This is a genomic window from Thioalkalivibrio sp. AKL7 (assembly GCF_000381705.1).
Taxonomy (GTDB): Bacteria; Pseudomonadota; Gammaproteobacteria; order Ectothiorhodospirales; family Ectothiorhodospiraceae; genus Thioalkalivibrio; species Thioalkalivibrio versutus.
On sequence record NZ_KB906953.1, the window covers coordinates 53,776 to 74,033 of the forward strand.

Annotated in this window: 18 protein-coding genes, 1 tRNA gene and 1 other RNA gene; 9 read left to right on the forward strand and 11 right to left on the reverse strand. The window is 66.5% G+C overall.

The annotated features are described in order from the left end of the window. Genes G315_RS0110685 through G315_RS0110715 form a run of 7 tightly spaced genes read left to right on the forward strand, consistent with a single transcriptional unit; the run spans position 1 to position 7,814 of the window. The gene (locus tag G315_RS0110685; protein WP_018144091.1) at positions 1-2,253 is read left to right on the forward strand and encodes an LPS-assembly protein LptD; all 2,253 of its coding nucleotides are present in this window, start codon (positions 1-3) and stop codon (positions 2,251-2,253) included. Next, a complete protein-coding gene (locus G315_RS0110690) occupies positions 2,237-3,679 on the forward strand; it encodes a peptidylprolyl isomerase (protein ID WP_019612497.1) in 1,443 nt (480 codons plus the stop codon). The genes G315_RS0110685 and G315_RS0110690 overlap by 17 nt, the downstream gene beginning before the upstream one ends. Beyond that, positions 3,645-4,703 (forward strand): 4-hydroxythreonine-4-phosphate dehydrogenase PdxA, encoded by a 1,059-nt coding sequence (gene pdxA / locus G315_RS0110695; RefSeq protein ID WP_019612498.1) that lies wholly within the window; start codon positions 3,645-3,647, stop codon positions 4,701-4,703. Before G315_RS0110690 ends, pdxA begins: the two co-directional genes overlap by 35 nt. Further along, positions 4,700-5,503: a 16S rRNA (adenine(1518)-N(6)/adenine(1519)-N(6))-dimethyltransferase RsmA gene (gene rsmA, locus G315_RS0110700; RefSeq protein ID WP_018144094.1), complete on the forward strand. Its 804-nt coding sequence runs from the start codon at positions 4,700-4,702 to the stop codon at positions 5,501-5,503. The genes pdxA and rsmA overlap by 4 nt, the downstream gene beginning before the upstream one ends. 34 nt (positions 5,504-5,537) lie before the next feature. Beyond that, entirely contained in the window at positions 5,538-6,515 is a 978-nt protein-coding gene (locus G315_RS0110705; protein ID WP_018144095.1) for a glucokinase, read from the forward strand. A 58-nt stretch (positions 6,516-6,573) separates the two neighbouring features. Continuing rightward, positions 6,574-6,972 carry a Co2+/Mg2+ efflux protein ApaG gene (gene apaG / locus G315_RS0110710; protein WP_018144096.1) on the forward strand — a complete coding sequence of 133 codons (399 nt, stop codon included), beginning with the start codon at positions 6,574-6,576 and terminating at the stop codon, positions 6,970-6,972. Positions 6,973-6,980: 8 nt separating this feature from the next. Then, positions 6,981-7,814 carry a symmetrical bis(5'-nucleosyl)-tetraphosphatase gene (locus G315_RS0110715; protein WP_018144097.1) on the forward strand — a complete coding sequence of 278 codons (834 nt, stop codon included), beginning with the start codon at positions 6,981-6,983 and terminating at the stop codon, positions 7,812-7,814. 259 nt (positions 7,815-8,073) lie between these two features. Here the strand turns inward: G315_RS0110715 and G315_RS14765 are convergent, their stop codons facing one another. The 3 genes from G315_RS14765 to ilvA form a co-directional block, all read right to left on the reverse strand. Beyond that, on the reverse strand, positions 8,074-8,346 hold the full coding sequence (locus tag G315_RS14765) for a hypothetical protein (RefSeq protein ID WP_081624473.1): 273 nt from the start codon (positions 8,344-8,346) through the stop codon (positions 8,074-8,076). Between the two features lie 216 nt (positions 8,347-8,562). Next, on the reverse strand, positions 8,563-9,549 hold the full coding sequence (locus tag G315_RS0110720) for an IS481 family transposase (RefSeq protein WP_019612499.1): 987 nt from the start codon (positions 9,547-9,549) through the stop codon (positions 8,563-8,565). Positions 9,550-9,791: 242 nt separating this feature from the next. Then, complete coding sequence (ilvA, locus tag G315_RS0110725) at positions 9,792-11,306, reverse strand: threonine ammonia-lyase, biosynthetic (RefSeq protein ID WP_019612500.1); 1,515 nt, start codon at positions 11,304-11,306, stop codon at positions 9,792-9,794. 103 nt (positions 11,307-11,409) lie between these two features. Between ilvA and rpiA the strand changes: the two genes are divergently transcribed. Both rpiA and G315_RS0110735 read left to right on the forward strand, forming a co-directional pair. Then, a complete protein-coding gene (gene rpiA, locus G315_RS0110730; RefSeq protein WP_026313012.1) occupies positions 11,410-12,072 on the forward strand; it encodes a ribose-5-phosphate isomerase RpiA in 663 nt (220 codons plus the stop codon). A 19-nt stretch (positions 12,073-12,091) separates the two neighbouring features. Next, positions 12,092-12,301: a DUF2905 domain-containing protein gene (locus G315_RS0110735; RefSeq protein WP_018144100.1), complete on the forward strand. Its 210-nt coding sequence runs from the start codon at positions 12,092-12,094 to the stop codon at positions 12,299-12,301. A gap of 75 nt (positions 12,302-12,376) precedes the next feature. Here G315_RS0110735 and G315_RS0110740 read toward each other — a convergent pair whose 3' ends face one another. The 8 genes from G315_RS0110740 to rplM all read right to left on the reverse strand — a co-directional run bounded on the left by G315_RS0110740 (position 12,377) and on the right by rplM (position 20,183). Then, positions 12,377-13,210 carry a rhodanese-like domain-containing protein gene (locus tag G315_RS0110740; RefSeq protein ID WP_019594654.1) on the reverse strand — a complete coding sequence of 278 codons (834 nt, stop codon included), beginning with the start codon at positions 13,208-13,210 and terminating at the stop codon, positions 12,377-12,379. A 186-nt stretch (positions 13,211-13,396) separates the two neighbouring features. Then, on the reverse strand, positions 13,397-17,239 hold the full coding sequence (locus G315_RS0110745; RefSeq protein WP_019612501.1) for a DUF3683 domain-containing protein: 3,843 nt from the start codon (positions 17,237-17,239) through the stop codon (positions 13,397-13,399). A 181-nt stretch (positions 17,240-17,420) separates the two neighbouring features. Beyond that, positions 17,421-17,570: a DUF3096 domain-containing protein gene (locus G315_RS14335; protein WP_018144103.1), complete on the reverse strand. Its 150-nt coding sequence runs from the start codon at positions 17,568-17,570 to the stop codon at positions 17,421-17,423. Positions 17,571-17,658: 88 nt separating this feature from the next. Further along, positions 17,659-18,576, reverse strand: a complete 918-nt coding sequence (locus tag G315_RS0110755) for an MBL fold metallo-hydrolase (protein ID WP_018144104.1) — start codon at positions 18,574-18,576, stop codon at positions 17,659-17,661. Positions 18,577-19,044: 468 nt separating this feature from the next. Further along, positions 19,045-19,180, reverse strand: a non-coding RNA gene (locus G315_RS14340) — RtT sRNA. Positions 19,181-19,216: 36 nt separating this feature from the next. Continuing rightward, positions 19,217-19,290: transfer RNA gene (locus G315_RS0110760), tRNA-Gln, on the reverse strand. 40 nt (positions 19,291-19,330) lie between these two features. After that, on the reverse strand, positions 19,331-19,723 hold the full coding sequence (gene rpsI / locus G315_RS0110765; protein ID WP_018144105.1) for a 30S ribosomal protein S9: 393 nt from the start codon (positions 19,721-19,723) through the stop codon (positions 19,331-19,333). A gap of 31 nt (positions 19,724-19,754) precedes the next feature. Then, positions 19,755-20,183, reverse strand: coding sequence for a 50S ribosomal protein L13 (rplM, locus tag G315_RS0110770; protein WP_018144106.1), 429 nt, complete (start codon positions 20,181-20,183; stop codon positions 19,755-19,757). Between the last annotated feature and the right edge of the window lie 75 nt (positions 20,184-20,258).

Consider the following 20,258-nt stretch of genomic DNA (forward strand, 5'->3'; position numbering starts at 1 on the left):
ATGAGCCGCCGGCCCGCCAGCTCCGCGCCTCGCCGTCACCCGATCGCGCGGCAGGTCGCGGTGAGCCTGGGCTTGGCGGCCGCCGGCCTGATCCCCGTAACCGGGCCCGCCGACGAACGCCCGTCGGGATGTGCGTTTGCCCCGGGGGTCGAATGGCCCGAGCTGCGTACCCTCGAGGGCGGCCTGACCGAGATTGACGCCGATCACGTCCGCCGCGACGGCGATCGCATCTCGGCCACAGGCAACGTGCACCTGTTCGAGGCCGGGCGACGCCTGGATACCGACTTCCTCGAATACGACCGCGCCTCCGGCACTGCGCGCACCGAGGGCGACACCCGGCTGTTCGACGGCGACCTGCTGCTGCACACCGAGGGCGGCGAGTACCGCCTGGACGCGGAGACCGGCGAGTTCCGCCGAATCGATTTCCTGGTGCAGTCCATCCCGGCACGCGGTAGCGCCGAACGCGGCGTTCAGCATGCCCCGCACCGCCACGACTTCGAGGACGCCGAATACACCACCTGCCCGGTCGGCAACGACTCCTGGTGGCTGCGCACCGGCGACCTGGAGCTGGACCGCGAAAGCGGCGTCGGCGTGGCCCGCAACGCGACGATCCGTTTCAAGGGCGTGCCCATCGCCTACACCCCGTACATCAACTTCCCGCTGGATGATCGCCGCAAGAGCGGCTTCCTTCTGCCCAGTGTGGGTACCGGCGGGCGCACCGGGTTCGATCTCGCGACCCCCTGGTACTGGAACATCGCGCCCAACTACGACGCGACCTTTACCCCGCGCATCATGGCCGACCGCGGCGTAATGCTGGGCACCGAGTTCCGCTATCTGCAGCCCCGGCACAATGGTGTGCTCGACGTCCGCTACCTGCCGGATGACCGCGAGACCGGCGAAGACCGCCACTTCGCCCAGTGGCGCCATCAGACCCGGATTACTTCCAATCTGAACCTGCGCCTCGACGCCGCGGATGTCTCCGACCGCGAATACTTCTTCGATTTCGGCAACTCCGACCGCTACGCCGGTTCCACCCCTTATCTTCGGCGCTCCGCCGACCTGACCTGGAACCAGCCGGCCTATCGCCTGCGCACGCGTATCGAGGACTACCAGATCGTCGACCCCGATCTGAGCGACGCCGGCGAGCCCTACCAGCGCCTGCCACAGATCACCCTGGAGGCGGGGGAATACCTGGGCCATGGCCTGTCCTGGGACCTCGACACCGAGCTGGTGCGCTTCGCGCGCAGTGAAACACAGTCCGCGCGCCCGCTGGGCACCCGCCTCGACCTGAACCCCGAGGTCCGCTGGCGCCATGACACCGGTGGCTTCTTCTTCGAACCCGCCGTCGGGGTTCGTCACACCCGCTACGAGCTGGACCGCCGCGGCCAGGACGACCGTCCGGAATCCATCAGCCGCACCGTGCCGCGGGCCTCCATCGACACCGGGCTGATCTTCGAGCGCCCCATCGCGGGCGGCCAGCGCCTGCAGACCCTGGAACCGCGCATCTTCTACGGCTATGTGCCCTTTCGCGACCAGAATGACATCCCGATCTTCGATACCGGCGAGGCCGATTTCAGCTTCGACAACCTGTTCAGCCTGGACCGCTTCGTCGGCGCCGACCGGGTGGGCGACACCCATCAGGTCACCACCGCCCTGACCACCCGCATCCTCGACCAGCAGACCGGGCGCGAACGCCTGAGCCTGTCTGCCGGGCAGATCCACTACCTGGAAGACCGCGAAGTCCGGCGCAACCCCAACGCCCCGGTACTGGACGCCTCCACCTCCGACCTGGCCCTGGAAGGCCGGGTCCGCATCGGCGACGCCTGGGACGGTCGCGGGTCCATTCTCTACAACCAGGATGCCGGCGAGACCACCCTGGCGGCGGTCTCGGTCGGCTACAGCCCGCGCGAACGCGCCCGGATCAACGTGGGCTACCGCCAGCGCGAGGCCGGCGTGCGCTCCATCGACCAGACCGATGTCTCCGTGATGTGGCCGGTCACCGAGCGCATCGACGCCATCGGGCGCTGGAACTACAGCCTGCAGGAGGAACGCGATCTCGAACTTCTGGCCGGGCTTCAGTATCGTAGTTGCTGCTATGGTATCCGCGTGGTCGCACGCCGCGCGCTCTCCTTCGACGAGACCTACGACAACTCGATCTACTTCCAACTCACGCTGGACGGCCTGGCACGGTTCGATTCCGGCGTGGATTCGCTATTGCGCGAGGGTATTGCCGGATATGACGCACGTCCCTGAACAACGCCGCCGCGGCAAGGCCCGCGCCCTGCTGCCGCTGCTGGCCGCCCTGGTCTACGGCCTCGGCCTGCCGGCGATGGCCCAGACGACCGCGCCCGCGGCCGGCGACCTCTCGCAGGGCGCGGTCGAGGCCCCGGTCACCCCCGGGGCCGCCCGCGACCGCGGGGCCCCGGCCGCCCCGATTACCCCGGAGGGCGACCGCTTCACCGACCGCATCCTGGCCGTGGTGGGCGACGACGTGATCACCCAGCGCGAACTGGTGGAACGCATGAACCTGATCGCCCAGCAGATGGTCGAGCGCGGCACTCGCCCGCCGGATCAGGACACCCTGGCGCGTCAGGTCATGGAGCGCCTGATCGTCGAGCGCGTGCAGCTGCAGGAGGCCGAGCGCGTCGGCATCAACATCGACGAGATGACCCTGAACCGCGCGATGGAGAACATCGCCCGCGAGAACCGCATGACCCTGCCGCAACTGCGTCAGGCCCTGATGCAGGACGGGGTGGACTTCAACGCCTTTCGCGAACAGATCCGCCACGAACTGACTGTGAACCAGCTGCAGCGCCGCCAGGTCGATCAGCGCATCCGCGTCTCCGACCCGGAGATCGCCGACCTGATCGCCTCCGAGAGCGGCGCGATCGACCGCGGCGTGCGCTACCGCATCGCGCAGATCATGGTCCCCCTGCCCCAGGGCGCGGATGCCAGCCAGATCGCCGAGGCACGCGAGAAGGCCGAAGCGCTGCGCCAGCGCGTGCGCGAGGGCGAGGACTTCGCCACCGTCGCGATCAGCGAGTCCCAAGGCCCTCAGGCCCTGGAAGGCGGCGACCTCGGCTGGCGCTCGGCCGGCGAAATCCCCGGCATGTTCGCCCGCGAAGCGGTGCTGATGCGCACAGGCGAGATCAGCGAGGTCCTGCGCTCGCCCGGCGGCTTCCACATCATGAAACTGCTGGACCGCGAGGGCGGCGACCAGACGCGCGTGCAGCAGACCCGCGTGCGCCACATCCTGATCAGCCCGGACCAGGTGCGCAGCGACGAGGACGCCCGCCGCCAGGCGCAGTCGCTGTACAACCGCATCCGCGAGAGCGCGAGCTTCGAGGACCTGGCACGCGCCAACTCGGACGACCCCGGCTCGGCCGCCCAGGGCGGCACCCTCGGCTGGGTCAGCCCGGGCGAACTGGTGCCCGGATTCGAGGAGGCCATGGACGCCCTGGAACCGGGCGTCGTCAGCGAACCGGTGGAGAGCCAGTTCGGCTGGCACATCATCGAGGTCCTGGAACGCCGCGAGGTCGACACCTCGCGCGAACAGATCCGGGCCCGTGCCCGCGAGATCCTGCAAAACCGCAAGCGCGAGGAAGAACTCGAGTTGTGGCTGCGCCGCCTGCGGGACGAGGCCTATGTCGAATACCGGGTCGACGGCTTCGGCTCCTGATCCGCGCGGGGCCCACGCGGTCCCGCGCCTGGCCCTGACCGCCGGCGACCCCGCCGGCATCGGGCCCGATCTCCTGATCGCCATGGCCCGGCAGCGCGGCCACGCGCAGCGCGTCGCCATCGCCGACCCGGACGTCCTCGAGGCCCGTGCCCGCCAGCTCGGCGAGTCCCTGCGCCTGATCCACTTCGACCCGGAACGCCCGCGCGCGGTCACCCCGGCCCACACCCTGGAGATCCTGCCCGTACCGGTGGCAACCCCGGTGGTCGCCGGCACCCTGGACCCGGCCAACGCCGAGCACGTGCTGGCCTTGCTGGCCACGGCCGCCGCCGGCTGCCTCGACGGCACCTTCGAGGCGATGGTCACCGGTCCGGTGCACAAGGGCGTAATCAACCGCGCCGGGATCGCCTTCAGTGGTCACACCGAGTGGCTGGCCGAGCGCGCAGGCGCGCCGATGCCGGTGATGCTGCTGGCCACCGAGGGCCTGCGGGTCGCGCTGGTCACCACCCACCTGCCACTGCGCGCGGTCCCCGACGCCATCACCGCAGACCGCCTGGAGGCCGTGACCCGCGTCCTGCATCACGACCTGCAGCGCGACTTCGGTATCGCCGACCCGGTGATCGCCGTCTGCGGGCTGAACCCGCATGCCGGCGAGGATGGGGTCCTCGGACGCGAGGAGATCGAGATCATCACCCCCACCCTGGACCGCCTGCGGGAAGTCGGCATGCGTCTGCGCGGGCCACTCCCGGCCGACACCGCATTCACCCCGCGCGCCCTGCACGGCGTCGACGCCGTGCTCGCCATGTACCACGATCAAGGACTGCCGGTGCTCAAGCATGCCGGCTTCGGCAGCGCCATCAATGTCACCCTGGGCCTGCCCTTCATCCGCACCTCGGTGGACCACGGCACGGCACTGGATCTGGCCGGCACCGGGCGCGCCGAGGTCGGCAGCTTCCAGGCCGCCGAACGCCTGGCCGAAACCCTCGCGGCGCGAGCCGCCGCACGCCGGAGCACCCCCAGGGCATGACCCGAATCAAGACCTCGTCGCCGATCCGCAAGCGTTTCGGCCAGAACTTCCTCCACGATGCCGGCATCCTCGCGCGCATCGTCGCGGCGATCGCCCCGCAACCCGGCGATGCCGTGCTGGAGATCGGTCCTGGCCGTGGCGCCCTGACGGCCGCCCTGCTGGAGCGCCTTGAGCATCTGGTCGCGGTGGAGATCGACCGCGACCTGGCGGCCGGCCTGCGCGCCGGCTTCCCCCCAGAACGCCTGGATCTGCACGTGGGCGACGCCCTGCATATGCAGCTATCCGACCTCGGCGCGTTGCCCGAGCGGGGCTGGCGTGTGGTCGGCAATCTGCCCTACAACATCTCCACCCCGTTGATGTTCCACCTGCTGGATCAGGTCGGCGCGATCCGCGACATGCACTTCCTGCTGCAACGCGAGGTCGTGGAGCGCATGACTGCCGCCCCCGGCAGCAAGCGCTACGGGCGCCTGACGGTGATGCTGGCCGCCCGCGCCGAGGCGACCGCCCTGTTCACCGTGCCCCCCGGGGCCTTCCACCCCCCACCCAAGGTCTACTCCAGCGTCGTGCGCATCACGCCCCTGGCCGAACCGCGCGTCGCGGCGACGCTGTACCCAACCTTCGCACGGGTGGTCAATCAGGCATTCTCCAGCCGCCGCAAGACCCTGCGCCGCGGTCTCTCCGGCCTGGCCGAGATCGCCGATCTCGAGGCCGCCGGCCTGGATCCGGGCGAGCGCCCGGAGAACATCGACATCACCGGCTTCGAGGCCCTGGCTCGACGCCTCCACCCCGCCACCCCCTGAACAGCCGGCGGCCGCGATCCGCTACCATGGGCCCATGGACCTGATCGTTGCCGATGTTGGCGGAACCAATACCCGCGTTGCCCGCGCCCACCGCGATGCGGACGGGTGGTCTTTGCACGAGGGCGAGCGCTACCGCAGCCGCGAACACCCCGACCTGGCCAGCATCCTCGAACGCTGGCGCACCGAGGTTGCGACAGTGGATACCTTTGCTGCGGCGGGTCTGGCGGTGGCCGGCCCCGTGCATCACGGCCGGGCGCGCGTCACGAACCTGCCCTGGACGGCGCTGGACACCACCACGCTCGCGGATCACCTGGGTCTGCCCGTCACCCTGTTGAATGACTTTGCCGCCATCGGCGCGAGCCTCGACGCCCTGCAGCCACAGGACTGCGAAACCCTGCAGGAAGGAGCGCACGATCCCGCCGGCCTGCGCCTGGTCGCGGGCGCCGGTACCGGACTCGGCACCTGTCTGGTGGGCCCGCCCGGCGCCGCCACCATCTTTCCCGGCGAGGGCGGCCACGCGCGCTTCTCGCCCAGCGGGGCGGAGGAGGCCGCACTGGGCGATTTCGTGGCCCGCGAACTGGGATACTGCACACGCGAGCATCTGCTCAGCGGTCGCGGGATCGCCCGCATCGGGCATTTCGAGCTCGACCGCCAGCCTGACCCGGAATTGGCGCAGGCCCTGGAGACCGCCGAACCCGCCGCGGCGATTGGCGAACTGGCGCTCGCCGGGCACCCCGCGGCTCAAGCCGTCATCGATCGCTTCGTCGGTGTCTACGCCGGGCAACTGGCTGACATGGCCCTGACCGCACTCCCCAGCGGGGGGGTCTTCCTGGCCGGTGGCATCGCCCCGCGCTGGCTCGAGGCGTTCCGCGGACCACGCTTTCGTAGCACCTTCCGTAATCGCCCACCGATGACCCACTTGCTTGAGCAATTGCCCGTGGCCCTTATCATGCACCCCGAACCGGGCCTGCTCGGCGCTGCCGTGTACGCCAGCCGGTCCGTGAAACCCTGATGCCGGGCCTGCCCCGCGCACGGGCGTTTCCCGCTCACGAATCTGGAGCCGCAACCGCATGAACCAGCCCCAAGAGCACGACACCGAAGCCCACACCATCGAGATCGAGGTCTCCACTGCCTATGTGGAAGACCAGTCGGAACCCGATGACGACCGCTATGTCTTCGCCTATCACGTGGTGATCCGCAACGCGGGGGCGCTGACCGTGCAACTGCTCAACCGCCACTGGATCATCCGCGATGGCCGCGACCAGACGCAGGAGGTACGCGGCGAGGGCGTGATCGGGGAACAGCCCAGCATCGAGCCCGGTGACAGTTTCGAGTACACCAGTGGCACGGTGATCGAGACCCCGGTGGGCACCATGGAAGGCAGCTACGGCATGCGCGACGAACGCGGCAACACCTTCGACGCGCCGATCCCGCCGTTCACGCTATCCGTCCCGCGCACGCTGCACTAGGCGGCTCGATGGCACTGTACGTCGTCGGCGACCTCCAGGGCTGCCTGGACCCGCTGGAACGCCTGCTGGAGAAGGTGCGCTTCGACCCGGCGGCCGACCATCTATGGCTGGTCGGCGACCTGGTCAACCGTGGCCCGGACTCGCTCGGCTGCCTGCGCCGGGTCCGGGCGCTGGGGGATGCCGCCACCACGGTACTGGGCAACCACGACCTGCACCTGCTGGCCACCGCCGAAGGCGTGCGCCCCCCCGGCGGCAAGGACACCCTGCGCCCGGTGCTGGACGCCCCGGACGCCGCCGACCTCCTGGACTGGCTGGCGCGGCGCCCGCTACTGCAATCCGACACGGCCAGCGGCTGGATGCTGGTGCATGCGGGCCTCCCGCCGGCCTGGGACCCGGACACAGCGCAGACCGAGGCACGGCGCGTGGAGGCCGATCTACGCGACCCCGCCCGCCGTCAGGCGCTGTTCGAGGTCATGTACGGCGATGAACCGACGCTGTGGAGCCCCGATCTGGACGGCTACGACCGCTCCCGCTATACCATCAACGCCTTCACCCGCATGCGCTACATCACCGCCGACGGGGCGCTGGAATTCGCCGGCAACGGCCCGCCGGAAGAGGCCCCATCCGGCCTCACCCCCTGGTTCCAGGTACCCGGCCGCGCGGCCGCCGGCCACCCGATCGCGTTCGGCCACTGGGCCGCACTCGGACATCGCGTCGGACCGGACTGGCTGGCCCTGGACAGCGGCTGCGTCTGGGGCAACCGCATGACCCTCGCCCGCCTCGACAACACCGACGGCGATCCCGCCCGCGTGACGACCTGGCAGACACCCTGCCCCACCTGACCCGGCCGCTACCGCGCGCCACCTTCCGGGCACCCGCCTTCCATCCGGCCGCATATGCCATGTTGTGGCTGGCCATGGTCCATCGCTCGGTGTTTACGGTGGCTTCGGTCCGCATACTGCCGTGCGCTGTCTCGCCAGCGCGCCGCGAGGTACTTTCTTGCTTGCCCAAGAAAGTACCCTTCGAGGCGCACCCGGATTCCGCCCGGGAACCTTGCTCCAGGGTCCTCGGGCCGGCGGCGCGGAACTCGCTGCGCTGCGCTCAGACATCCAGCGCCCCGAAGTTGTAGAAAACGGGCCGGCCCGAGAACCCTTCCGCAAGGGGCTCCATACGGGAGGCGAAGGTCAAAACCGACGGTATCCGGTAGGGTGCGGTTGAGCGCAGCGAAACGCACCGTTCCCCACGTCGTGCGAAACCCTGATGCGATTCGCTGCGCTCATCACATCCTACGCCCCCCGGCGCCCGCTTCGCGGGCGCGGCACGCAACGGCCAAAGGCCGAGCGTGCCGAAGATGCGGGAACAGCCTACCTCCAACCAATGGCGCAGGCCTTCGGATCGCAATTGTCTTGACCTACCTCCCCGTTGTCGTCGCGCCGAGTGGAGAGGCTTTTCGCGGGATTCAAGGCGCTGGATGTCTGAGCGAAGCCGAAGGCGTAGCGAGTTCAGCGCCGCCCGCGAAAAGCCTCGGAGCGAGGGAAACCCCGGCCCGCGCAGCGGGCCGGGGTCGCGGCAGTCGGGCGTGTTTCTTGGTTACTTGTCAGGTCTCGGCTGGTTATAAACGCGTTTTCGAAAGCAGTCGGGGTGGGTTTGCTGCCACGCCTTGAGGGCCGCTACGGGCGTTCGGTGACCCAGGGCCTTTTGCTGGATGGCGTGGTTGTACAAGTACAGGTAATGGTACAGGGCATCCTGCATCTGCTCGCTGGAGTCGATGTGGTACGTGCGCAGGAGATCGGCAATGCGCCCGTTGAAGCGCTCGACCATCCCGTTCGTCTGGGGCTTTCTGGGCTGGGTCAGGCGGTGTTGGATGCCGTGTTCGGCGCACAGCCGGTCGAATGGGTGACGGCCGGTCGGCTGGCGCTCTCCGGTGACCACAAAACGGTCGGTGAACTCCTTGCCGTTGTCGGTCAGTACATGCGTGACGTAGAACGGTGCCCGTTCGAGCAGCCGTTTCAGAAAGTCTCGCGCTGCCGCCCCGGACTTGGATGAACGAACTTCGAGATAGACCCAGCGAGTCGCCCGATCGATCGCCACGAACAGATAGCGACGCGAGGACTCTTCAGCCAGCTTCGGCAGGTACTTCACATCCACATGCACAAAGCCCGGGACGTACGCCTTGAAGGCCTTGCGGGGTGGCGCCGGCTCCCCCTCGGCCTGCTGCCGCAGCGCCTTCAGGCTGGCCACGCCGTGGCGGCGCAGGCAGCGGTCCAGGGCGGCGCGGCTCAGGTCCGGCTGCACGAACTCGCGGGCCACGACCAGCAGATCATCCAGCGACAGCCACAGCCACTCGCGTACCGCGATGAGGATGGCTTCCTCTCCGGGCGTCAGGGCCGTCTTCATCTGGTGCGGGCGGTGAGACCGGTCCTGGGTGTCTTCCCGGTGGCGCCACTTCATCACCGTATGGCGACTGATGCCCAGGCGGCGTGCCAGGTCCCGGTGACGGACCGACGGCGGTGCTTGCTGGATCTCGCGCCGGGTCCGCGGGGTGGTACGGGCGTTCACGTGAATCGCACTGGACATCGAATCACCTCCGGTGGGGCTCTGCCAACAGGGTAGCTAGCCACTCCCGAGCTCGAAACAGCGGCTCCTTCTCCGACGGTAGGTAACCACCTGAGACCTGACAGTTACTTCTTTGCACGAGCAAAGAAGTAACTCGGGGCGCGCTGGCGAGTCAGCGCGTGGCAGTATGCGGACCGGCGCCACCGTAAACACCGGACGACGAACCCGGACCAGCCACAATCAGGCGGGCGGGCGAGACGCGGTCAGCGCAGGAAGAGGGAGTAGGCCGGATTCCCGGTCTCCTCGTGCCATGGATACCCGACCTCCTTCAGGAAAGCACGAAAGCGCGCCCGATCCTCGGCGGGGATCTGCATGCCGACCAGCACGCGGCCATAGGCGGCGCCATGGTTGCGATAGTGGAACAGGCTGATGTTCCAGGTCTGCCCCATGTGCGTCAGGAAATTCAGGAGCGCGCCGGGTCGCTCCGGAAACTCGAAGCGGTAAATCCGTTCGTTGCGGACCTCGCCACCGTGGCCGCCGACCATGTGCCGGAGATGGAGCTTGGCCACCTCGTTCTCGGTCATGTCCAGAACGTCGTAACCCGCCTGCTCCAGGGCCGACAGGATTTCCTGGCGCTCGGCGTCGCCCCCCTCCAGTTTGATACCGGCAAAGACCTGGGCCTTCTCGTCATCCGCGTAGCGGTAGTTGAATTCGGTGACTCCGCGCTTGCCGATCGCCTGACAGAACTGGCGAAAGCTACCCGGACGCTCGGGGATGGTGACCGCAAACAGGGCCTCGCGATGCTCGCCGATCTCGGCGCGCTCGGCCACGTGGCGCAAGCGATCGAAGTTGATATTGGCCCCGCTGAGTACCGCCGCCAGGTTCGCGCCCTGCAGGCCCTCGCGCTGGATGTACTGCTTCATCCCGGCCACCGCGAGGGCCCCGGCCGGCTCGGCCACCACGCGGGTGTCATCGAAGATGTCCTTGATGGCCGCGCAAATGGAGTCGGTGTCCACGAGGAGGACCTCGTCAATCAGGTCGCGGCACAGACGGAAGGTCTCCTTTCCGACCTGACGCACAGCCGCACCGTCGGCAAAGATCCCGACCTGCTTGAGGGTGACCCGGCGGTTCTGTTGCAGCGCCTTGTACATTGAGGGCGCATCGTCCGGCTCCACGCCGATGACCTTGATCTCCGGACGCAGGCGCTTGATGTAGGCCGCCATGCCGGCCGCCAATCCGCCCCCCCCGATGCAGACAAACACCGCGTCCAGTTCGCCCGGGTGCTGGCGCAATAGCTCCATCGCCACCGTGCCCTGCCCGGCGATCACGTCGGGATCGTCGAACGGATGAATGAAGGTGTAGCCGTGTTTCTGTTCCAGTTCGCGGGCGTGGGCGGCCGCCTCGTCGAAGGAGTCGCCGTGCAGCACAGCCTTGCCACCGAACCGGCGCACCGCGTCGATCTTGATCGACGGCGTGGTCACTGGCATCACGATCACGGCCTTGATGCCGAGGTGACTGGCCCCCAGTGCAACGCCCTGCGCATGGTTGCCGGCGGAGGCGGCGACCACGCCCTTTGCGCGCTGCTCCGGGGTCAGCTGGGCGATCTTGTTGTAGGCGCCACGCAGCTTGAACGAGAACACCGGCTGCAGATCTTCGCGCTTCAGCCACAACGTGGAGCCAAGGCGCTCCGACAGATTCGGCATCGGGTCCAGTGGCGTCTCGCGCGCGACATCGTAGACGCGTGCCGTCAGGATCTTCTCGAGATAGGGGAATTTCATGGCCCAAACGATAGCATGCGAGGCCTTAACGCTTCCGCTTGTCCCGGGGACGGAGCAGTCGGTATCCTCAATGGGTTACGGACAGAATATTCGGGAGACGGTGATGAATCAGGACGAAATGAAAAAGGCGGTCGCCGAGGCGGCGCTGGAACGGATCGAGAGCGGCTGGATCGTGGGTGTGGGCACCGGTTCCACCGCGAACTACTTTATTGACGCCCTGGCCGGCATCAAGGGCAAGATCGATGGCGCCGTGGCCTCCAGCGAGGCCAGCGCCGAGCGCCTGCGCGGCCACGGTATCGAGGTACTGGACCTGAACTCCGCCGGTCCGCTGCCGATCTACGTCGACGGGGCCGACGAGGCGACCCGGCATCTGCACCTGACCAAGGGCGGCGGCGGGGCGCTGACCCGCGAAAAGATCGTCGCGGCGGCGTCGAAGACCTTCGTCTGCGTGGTCGACGAAACCAAGGTCGTCGACTATCTGGGAGCCTTCCCGCTACCGATCGAGGTCATCCCGATGGCGCGCAGCCACGTGGCCCGCGCCCTGTCGAAGCTGGGCGGCAACCCGGAACTGCGCGAGGGCTTCAAGACCGACAACGGCAACGTGATCCTCGACGTGCACAACCTGCGCATCATGAACCCCGTGGAGCTCGAATCCGAGCTGGACCATATCGCCGGCGTCGTGACCAACGGACTGTTCGCCCGCCGTTCGGCGGATGTCATGCTGGTGGGCTCCGCCTCGGGCGTCGAGGAGATGACCGCCGGTTAAGCGGGTCGAGTCCGCCACGGTGAACGCGACGGGCAAATGGCTGATCATCATCGGCGGGCTGATCGTCCTGATCGGTCTGCTGTGGCCATGGCTCGGAAAAATCCCCTGGGGCCGGCTCCCGGGTGACATCGTGATCGAACGCGAGAACGCCCGCTTCTACTTCCCGCTCACCACGATGATCATCGTCAGCGTGGTGATCACGATCCTCCTGGCGCTGTTTCGTCGCTGATACCGCTCCAGAAAAAAGGGCCGGGATCATATGATCCCGGCCCTTTTTAACGTGGGCAAGCGGTGAGACCGCCAATCAGCGCGCCATCACCTCATCGTAGAATTGCTGCAGGCCGCCTTCCAGGAAGTGGTAGTTCTCGATGCCGCGTTCCTCCAGGTGATACTGCAACCAGCGCACCTGCTGACCGTTCTGGTCAAAGATCAACAGCGCATCACCATCCCGGTTGGCCTGGCCGAGGATGCGGTTAAGCGTATCGATGTTCTCCAACGGGGCCGACATCTCGCGCCCGGCAAACAGCGAGATCTCGTCACGCTCCTCGTTGCCGCGCACGTCCAGAACCACCGCATTGTCGTCGTTGCGAACACGACGGGCGAAGGTGTCGGCATCCAGCAACCGCGCCTCGAAGGCCTCGTCCGTGATGAGTTGGGTCTCGGGGTCCTCGATCGGCTCGCCGCGGAGCATGGCCAGCCCCGGGTAGCGGTCTGCCCAGTCCGCGACGCCGGCGTCATAGGCCTGGGTCGGACCGAGCCCGGCCGCGTTGGCCCGCGCGGCAGCGCGATAGGACATGTAGCTCTCGCGCCCGTTGCAGTAGAACACCAGGGGCCCGCCATGCTGCTCTTCCAGGGCCCGTACCTGATCCTCGAAATCCGGAGCGCCCAGCGGTACATGATGGGCCCCCTCGATGTGCAGGATGTCGTATTCCAGACGCGGGCGGACATCGATCACCGTGGAGCGCGACAACTGGCCCCGCAGATCGAACAGGTCCACGGCATCCACGCCGAATCGCTCGTAAAGACTGCGGCCGGGAAATTCGACAAAGGCCTGGGCACTGGCCACGACGGGGGCCGCCGCCAGCCCGAAACAAAGGGCCATCACGGCGAGACGGGGACTCAAAGAGCGAAAGGTCATGCGAACTCCCTTGCATGGACGGGTGGACATGCCGCATACACTGCCGCGGCCTTGACGGGCATTGCGTACGCCCGATGGGGCGACGCGACGTGACGATCCTTTATTCCGTCGCGAACGCCCGGTGCCCCCGATTGTAGCCAACCCGGGCGGGCCATGTGCAGCACCCACTTGTGCCGGCTCCAAGCCCTACAGCAGGACCTTCTCGATCCCGCCCTCGCGCGCCCGTTCGATGAAGGCCTTCTGCCAGCCATCGCCCATCAGACGGTTGGCCATCTCCACCACGATGTAGTCGGTATCCATCCCGGTATCCTCGCGATAGCGCGACAGACCCTGCTGGCAGGCCGGGCAGGAGGTCAGCATCTTCACGTTGCCGTCCTTCGCCTTCTCCTCTCCGGTCAGCTCCTTGATGCCCTTGTGCAGCTCTTCCTGCTTGCGGAAGCGCACCTGGGTGGCGATATCCGGACGGCTGATCGCAAAGGTCCCGGCCTCGCCACAGCAACGGTCGGACTGCAGGACGTCCTGCCCCATCAGTTTGGAGGCGACATCGGTCGGCTTGTGCGACTTCATCGGCGAATGGCAGGGATCGTGGTACATGTACTGCACACCCTCGAGCCCCTCGAGATGGACGCCCTTCTCCATCAGGTACTCGTGGATGTCCAGCAACCGGCAACCCGGGAAGATCCGCTCGAACTCGTATTTCAGGAGCTGATCCATGCAGGTGCCGCAGGACACCACCACGGTCTTGATGTCGAGGTAGTTGAGCGTGGTCGCCAGACGGTGGAACAGTACCCGGTTCTCGGTGCTGATCTGCTGGCCCTTCTCGAAATCGCCACCGGCATTCTGCGGATACCCGCAGCACAGGTAGCCCGGCGGCAGCACGGTCTGCGCGCCCACGTCGTAGAGCATGGCCAGGGTGGCCAGGCCCACCTGACTGAACAGGCGCTCGGAACCGCAACCGGGGAAGTAGAACACCGCATCCGAATCCAGATCGGTCTTCACCGGGTCGCGCAGGATCGGCACGTAGCGCGAATCCTCCAGCCCCAGCATCTGGCGGGTGGTCTGGCTCGGCAGCCCGGCGGGCATCGGTTTTTTCACGAAGTGCACGACCTGCTCGTGCATCGGTGCCTTGCCGGTGGTCGAGCGCGGGGTCTTGCCCTCCCCGGTCAGGCCGAACTTCTTGAACGACCAGTGGCCCAGACGCTGGGCGGCGTAGCCCATCTGGATCGCACCCTTGCGGATGCCCTTGATGGTGGCCGGGTCCTTGGCGTTGAGGAACGCCATGGACATCATCGTCGCCGGCGTCGCCTTGCGCTTGCCCTTCTTGTTCAGAATCGAACGCATGTGCATGGTCACGTCGCCAAAGTCGATGTCGACCGGACACGGATTCAGGCACTTGTGGCAGATCGTGCAGTGATCCGCGACGTCGTTCATCTCCTCGAAGTGATTCAGCGACAGCCCGCGCCGGGTCTGCTCCTCGTAGAGGAACGCCTCGACGATCAACCCGGTCGCCAGGATCTTGTTGCGCGGCGAGTACAGTAGATTGGCGCGCGGGACGTGCGTGTTGCACACCGGCTTGCACTTGCCGCAACGCAGGCAGTCCTTGATCTCGTCGTTGAGATCGCCCAGCTCGCTTTGTTCAAGGATCAACGCCTCCTGCTTGACCAGGCGCAGCGACGGCGTATAGGCATTGGACAACCCGGAGCCCACCAGCAGCTTGCCGGCGTTGAAAACGCCATTCGGGTCGACGTCCTTCTTGTACTTCGCGAACGACTCGATGCGTTCGGGCTCCAGATACTGCATCTTGGTCAGCCCGATCCCGTGCTCGCCGGAGATCACCCCATTGAGCTCGCGTGCCAGGCGCATCACTTCATCCACCAGGCGCTCGGCCTGGTGCATCATCTGGTAGTCATTGGAATTGACCGGGATGTTGGTGTGCACGTTGCCATCGCCCGCGTGCATGTGCAGGGCGATGAACAGGCGGCTGGTCAGTACCCGGTCGTGGATCGCGGCCAGCCGCTTGCGCACCGGCTCCAGCTGGTGCCCGCCAAAGATCTCGAACAGCGGGCGCTCGACCTCGGCGCGGTAGGAGATGCGCAGGCTGCGCCGCAGCAGCACATTGATCAGCTTGTCATGGTCGCGCAAGTCCGCACGAGCGGGCTCGTCCAGCAGCTCGTCACACTCCGAGGCCTGGGTGAAGAAGTTGTCCGAGATTGCCTCCCAGCGCTTCTTCACCGTCTCCAGGACCTCCACCGCACGCTCGCGCTTGGCCTCGAACCACTGCTGGCCCTCGCCACCGGTGTCGTCCAGCAACTCGCGCAGCTCCGGATGGTCACCGCGCATGCACTCCTGCATCTCGTCGACCATCCGGAGCTTGTTCTTCAGCGACTCGCGCACGTTCAGGGTCTCGATCCCCTCGGTGTACTCCGCCAGGCGCTCCAGCGGGATCACCACGTCCTCGTTGATCTTGAACGCGTTGGTGTGGTGAGCAATCGCCGCGGTGCGGGCGCGATCCGCCCAGAAGCGCTTGCGCGCCTCGGGGCTGACCGCAACGAAACCCTCGCCATTGCGGGCGTTCGCCGCGCGCACCATCCTGGCCGCCAGCTTGCCCAGGGCATCCTCGTTGTCGGAGACAATGTCGGCGACCAGGACCATCTTCGGCAGGTCACCACGGGCGCCCTTCGGGGTGTACTTCACCGCCCGCACGTAGCGCTCGTCGAGATGCTCCAGACCCGCCAGCAGGACTTCGTCCTCGGCGTCCACCGCATCCTTGATCTCGACGATCGCCGGCACGGCCTGGTGCAGATCGGTCCCGTAGAACTCCAGACACACGGTGCGGATGTTGTCCGGCATCCGGTGCAGGATGAACTCGGCCGACGTAATCAGACCGTCACAGCCTTCCTTCTGGATGCCCGGCACGCCCATCAGGGTCTTGTCGGTCACATCCTTGCCCAGCCCCAGCTTGCGGAAGCTCTGCCCCGGCATCTCCAGGATCTCGGGCTCGCCCTTCGGGGTCTTGCCGTCCGGCTGATAGCGGCTCACACGGAAGCGCACGACCTCGGCGTCGTGGATCTTGCCGAGGTTGTGGTCGAGGCGCTCGACATACATCCACTCCGCCTCGGGGGTCACCATGGTCCAGGCGGCCAGGTTGTCCAGCGCGGTACCCCACAGCACGGCCTTCTTGCCGCCGGCGTTCATCGCGACGTTGCCGCCGATGGTGGAGGCGTCCTGCGAGGTCGGATCCACCGCGAACACCAGACCGTTGCGATCGGCCAGCTCGGAGACGCGTTTGGTGACCACACCGGCCTCCACGCGCACCACCGGGACGTCACGCTCCACGCCCGGCAGGGGTCGGCGCTCGACCTCGCCCAGACCTTCCAGCTTCTCGGTGTTGATGACCGCCGAGCGCTTGGACAGCGGGACGGCACTACCGGTGTAGCCGGTGCCACCGCCACGCGGGATCACCGTCAGGCCGAGCTCGATGCAGGCCGCGACCAGCGGGCCCATCTCTTCCTCGGAATCCGGGGTGAGCACCACGAACGGGAGCTCCACACGCCAGTCGGTCGCATCGGTCACGTGGGAGACCCGCGCCAAGCCGCCGAACTGGATGTTGTCCTTGTGCGTCAGGGACTTCATGCGCTTGCGCACCTGATCGCGCAGCGCGGCGGTATCGGCGAACTCCTGCGCAAAGGCGGACACTGCCGCCTGCGCGCGCTGGCCCAGCTTGAGCGCCTTCTCGTTGCCGTCGGCCCGGGCCGTGATCTGGCCCAGCCGATGCTGCATGGCATCAATCAGCGCCTTGCGGCGCTTCTTGTCCTCCAGCAGATCATCCTGGATGTACGGGTTTCGGGTGACCACCCACATGTCGCCCAGAACCTCGAACAGCATGCGCGCAGACACCCCCGTCCGACGCTCCCCACGCAACTCATTGAGGAGGTCCCAGGTATCGGAACCCAGGAAACGGATAACGATTTCGCGGTCGGAGAATGAGGTGTAGTTATAGGGTATTTCTCGGACGCGTTCGGCGGTCATTGAGGCGTAGCCCCCCGATCAGAATGTGGCCAAAGAGTAACGGGTCCGCACGCCCTGCGCACGAAGTCGCACTGTTGGTCCATGCTTTTGGGCACCAAACTATCGGTGACGGGGACCTTTACGTCGCCAGGGCGGCGCTGATCGATTCACGCATCCGCGCTGGTGCCCCACGAGCATCTCCCTAGAAATACGCCAGCAGACCCAGCACCCCGATAACAATCAGATAGATCGCGACGATGTAGTTCAGCAGGCGGGGCCGGATCAGGATCAGGATGCCCGCCACCAGGGACAGGATGGCCATGAGCAGGCCCGGTTCAATATTCAGCGTCATTGGCGATCATTCCTTTCGCTTGTGGGATTCAGGGATACATCAAGGACCCGCAACGGACGCACCGACCGGGCTTCCCCTGGGGCCGATCTCAGAAGAGCTTCTCTTCCATCTCCAGATAGACCGCGTTGGCGTTGCTGCGGTTGGTCTGTTCGAAGGCCGGCAGGTCTTCGTAGTCACTCCAGTCCATCGCGGAGTAGGCCTCGTCGAAGGAATCCATGTTCTCGACCGCCACGGCCATGTGCTCGCGCAGCTTCACCAGGTAGTCGCGGGTGAACCTGACCGCCCGGGCCGCCTGATCGGTCGCCTCGCCATGCCCCGGAATCAGGAACTTCAGGTCCATCTCCATCAACTCTTCCAGGCGCTTGACCCAGTTCTCCGAATCCAGCGCATCGTCGCCCAGAAACGGGATCCGACCATCGAACACGATGTCGCCGGCGAACACCACGCCGGTCTCCTCCACCACCATGATGATGTCGTCCGGCGAGTGTGCGGGCCCCGCGTGCACGCACCGGAAGGTCTTCCCGCCGAGACGGATGGTGTACTCGTCCTCGAAGAATTCGTCCGGCGGGATGATCTGGGTGTCCTCGTCCACCCATGGGGCCAGCACGCCCCGGCGCTGCTCGAGCCGCGCCACCGCACCGGCGCCTCCCAGATAGTCCCGCGCGCGCGCCTGCCCGATGATTTTGGCATCGGTGTGGTCCGCGAACGCCTGCAGGCCATAGATGTGATCCGCGTGATAATGACCTGCGATCACGTACTTGATCGGCTGGTCGGTCACCTCGCGGATCCGGCGAATCATCTCGAAACCAAGTGGCGGCGTCCCCAGGGCGTCATATACCACCACGCCCTCGTCGGTCACGACGAACCCCGCATTCGAGGTATGCCCCTCGTTGTCGGGATCCGGAATACCGGAGATCCCGATCATGTACCAAGTGTCCAGCCCTTCGACCTCGTGGGCTGTCACATCCACGCTGACCGGCTCGTAGGGATTCTCGGGTACCGACATGGTCAATCCTCTCTTCTCTGGCATTTTGATCGATCCGACCCAGTGCGGCCGGGTTCTGCGGAATTGGACGGAAAAAGGGCGGGAGAATTCCCTGCATTTCCCGATCACTGTCGAGGGATTGTAGCGGAGTCGGGAGCGGGGTTGATGGGATGCCGGGGTCCCGGCGTTTGTGGCTACCGGGGGCCGGTCGCCAAGGTCGGCGTCCACAAATCAGCGGGGCGGTGTCGAAACGTTCTGGCCCGAATCGTTGCCTGGCTCCGGGGATGGCAGTGCGCCCCTTCGAGGGGCGCACTGCCATGGCTGGGGGACCAGGATGATTCGGCGGCTACGCCGCCTCACCCCTTAGGGGCTGCACACGCTGCGCGCGTGCAGTGCTTCGCTGCGCTTCGCCGAACCTTCCAGGTTCGAACCCTGGTCCGCTCAAATATCCATAGAAAAGGGCCCCACGAGGGGGCCCTTCTCTATGTTTGGCTGGGGGACCAGGATTACTCGGCGCTATGCGCCTCGCCCTTCGGGCCAGCGCCGCATACGGCGCTGTTCGGCTCGGCTACGCCTCACCGTCGAACCTTGCAGGTTCTCATCCTGAAATCTTCCAGCCATTCATGAAAAAAGGCCCCACAAGGGGGCCTTCTTCCATGAATGGCTGGGGGACCAGGATTCGAACCTGGGTTGGCGGAGTCAGAGTCCGCAGTCCTACCGCTAGACGATCCCCCAGTAAACCGGGTCGGGTGCAGCCCGAAACTCGACGCGAATTTTAGCGCTTCGAGTACTGGGTTGCACGACGGGCCTTGCGCAGGCCGATCTTCTTGCGCTCCACCTCGCGGGCATCGCGGGTCAGGTGACCACCACGACGCAGCGACGGGCGCATGTCTTCGTTGTACTGCACCAAGGCGCGGGCAATGCCCAGACGGATCGCGCCGGCCTGGCCGTTGCCGCCACCGCCTTCAACGGTCGCGATCACGTCGAAGTTGCCGGTCGACTCGGTCGCCTCCAACGGCTGGCGTACCACCATGCGCGAGGTCTTGCGGCCGAAGAAGTCGTCCAGCGGCTTCTCGTTAACCGTGATGTTGCCCGTGCCGGGACGCAGGAAGACGCGCGCCGAGGCGGTCTTGCGGCGGCCGGTGCCGTAATACTGATTGATAGCCATTCGGATCGATTCCCTTGCTGATTCTGGCGGCTCAGACTTCGAGCGGCTGCGGCTGCTGGGCCGTGTGCCGGTGTTCGGTACCGGCGTAGACCTTGAGCTTCTTGAACATGGCCCGGCCAAGCGGGTTGCGCGGCAGCATGCCCTTGACGGCAAGCTCCAGCACCTTCTCCGGATGACGCTCGATCATCTGGGTGAAGTTGGCTTCCTTGATGCCACCCGGGTAACCGGAATGGTGGAAGTACTTCTTGTCCATGGCCTTGTTGCCGGAGACGCGGATCTTCTCCGCGTTGATCACGACGATGTAGTCGCCGGTATCGACATGCGGCGTGTACACGGGCTTGTGCTTCCCGCGCAGGCGATGTGCGATTTCCGTGGCGAGTCGACCGAGGGTCTTGCCGTCGGCGTCGACGAGAAACCAGTCGCGTTCGACTTCGGCCGGCTTGGCGCTAATGGTACTCATGATGTTCGATGCTCCGAGGTCGGGGCGATTCAGAAAGCGCGCAAGAATAACGCTTCCCTCCGCCCAATTCAAGCT

Excerpts from the sequence above, each read along its gene's own strand:
- G315_RS0110690 (WP_019612497.1), top strand. The coding sequence starts at position 2,237 with ATGACGCACGTCCCTGAACAACGCCGCCGCGGCAAGGCCCGCGCCCTG.
- rpiA (WP_026313012.1), top strand. The coding sequence starts at position 11,410 with ATGAATCAGGACGAAATGAAAAAGGCGGTCGCCGAGGCGGCGCTGGAA.
- pdxA (WP_019612498.1), top strand. The coding sequence starts at position 3,645 with ATGTCGAATACCGGGTCGACGGCTTCGGCTCCTGATCCGCGCGGGGCC.
- G315_RS0110720 (WP_019612499.1), bottom strand. The coding sequence starts at position 9,549 with ATGTCCAGTGCGATTCACGTGAACGCCCGTACCACCCCGCGGACCCGG.
- rpsI (WP_018144105.1), bottom strand. The coding sequence starts at position 19,723 with ATGGCTATCAATCAGTATTACGGCACCGGCCGCCGCAAGACCGCCTCG.
- G315_RS0110705 (WP_018144095.1), top strand. The coding sequence starts at position 5,538 with ATGGACCTGATCGTTGCCGATGTTGGCGGAACCAATACCCGCGTTGCC.
- G315_RS0110740 (WP_019594654.1), bottom strand. The coding sequence starts at position 13,210 with ATGACCTTTCGCTCTTTGAGTCCCCGTCTCGCCGTGATGGCCCTTTGT.
- G315_RS0110755 (WP_018144104.1), bottom strand. The coding sequence starts at position 18,576 with ATGTCGGTACCCGAGAATCCCTACGAGCCGGTCAGCGTGGATGTGACA.
- rplM (WP_018144106.1), bottom strand. The coding sequence starts at position 20,183 with ATGAGTACCATTAGCGCCAAGCCGGCCGAAGTCGAACGCGACTGGTTT.
- G315_RS0110685 (WP_018144091.1), top strand. The coding sequence starts at position 1 with ATGAGCCGCCGGCCCGCCAGCTCCGCGCCTCGCCGTCACCCGATCGCG.
- G315_RS0110715 (WP_018144097.1), top strand. The coding sequence starts at position 6,981 with ATGGCACTGTACGTCGTCGGCGACCTCCAGGGCTGCCTGGACCCGCTG.
- rsmA (WP_018144094.1), top strand. The coding sequence starts at position 4,700 with ATGACCCGAATCAAGACCTCGTCGCCGATCCGCAAGCGTTTCGGCCAG.
- apaG (WP_018144096.1), top strand. The coding sequence starts at position 6,574 with ATGAACCAGCCCCAAGAGCACGACACCGAAGCCCACACCATCGAGATC.
- G315_RS14335 (WP_018144103.1), bottom strand. The coding sequence starts at position 17,570 with ATGACGCTGAATATTGAACCGGGCCTGCTCATGGCCATCCTGTCCCTG.
- G315_RS0110745 (WP_019612501.1), bottom strand. The coding sequence starts at position 17,239 with ATGACCGCCGAACGCGTCCGAGAAATACCCTATAACTACACCTCATTC.
- ilvA (WP_019612500.1), bottom strand. The coding sequence starts at position 11,306 with ATGAAATTCCCCTATCTCGAGAAGATCCTGACGGCACGCGTCTACGAT.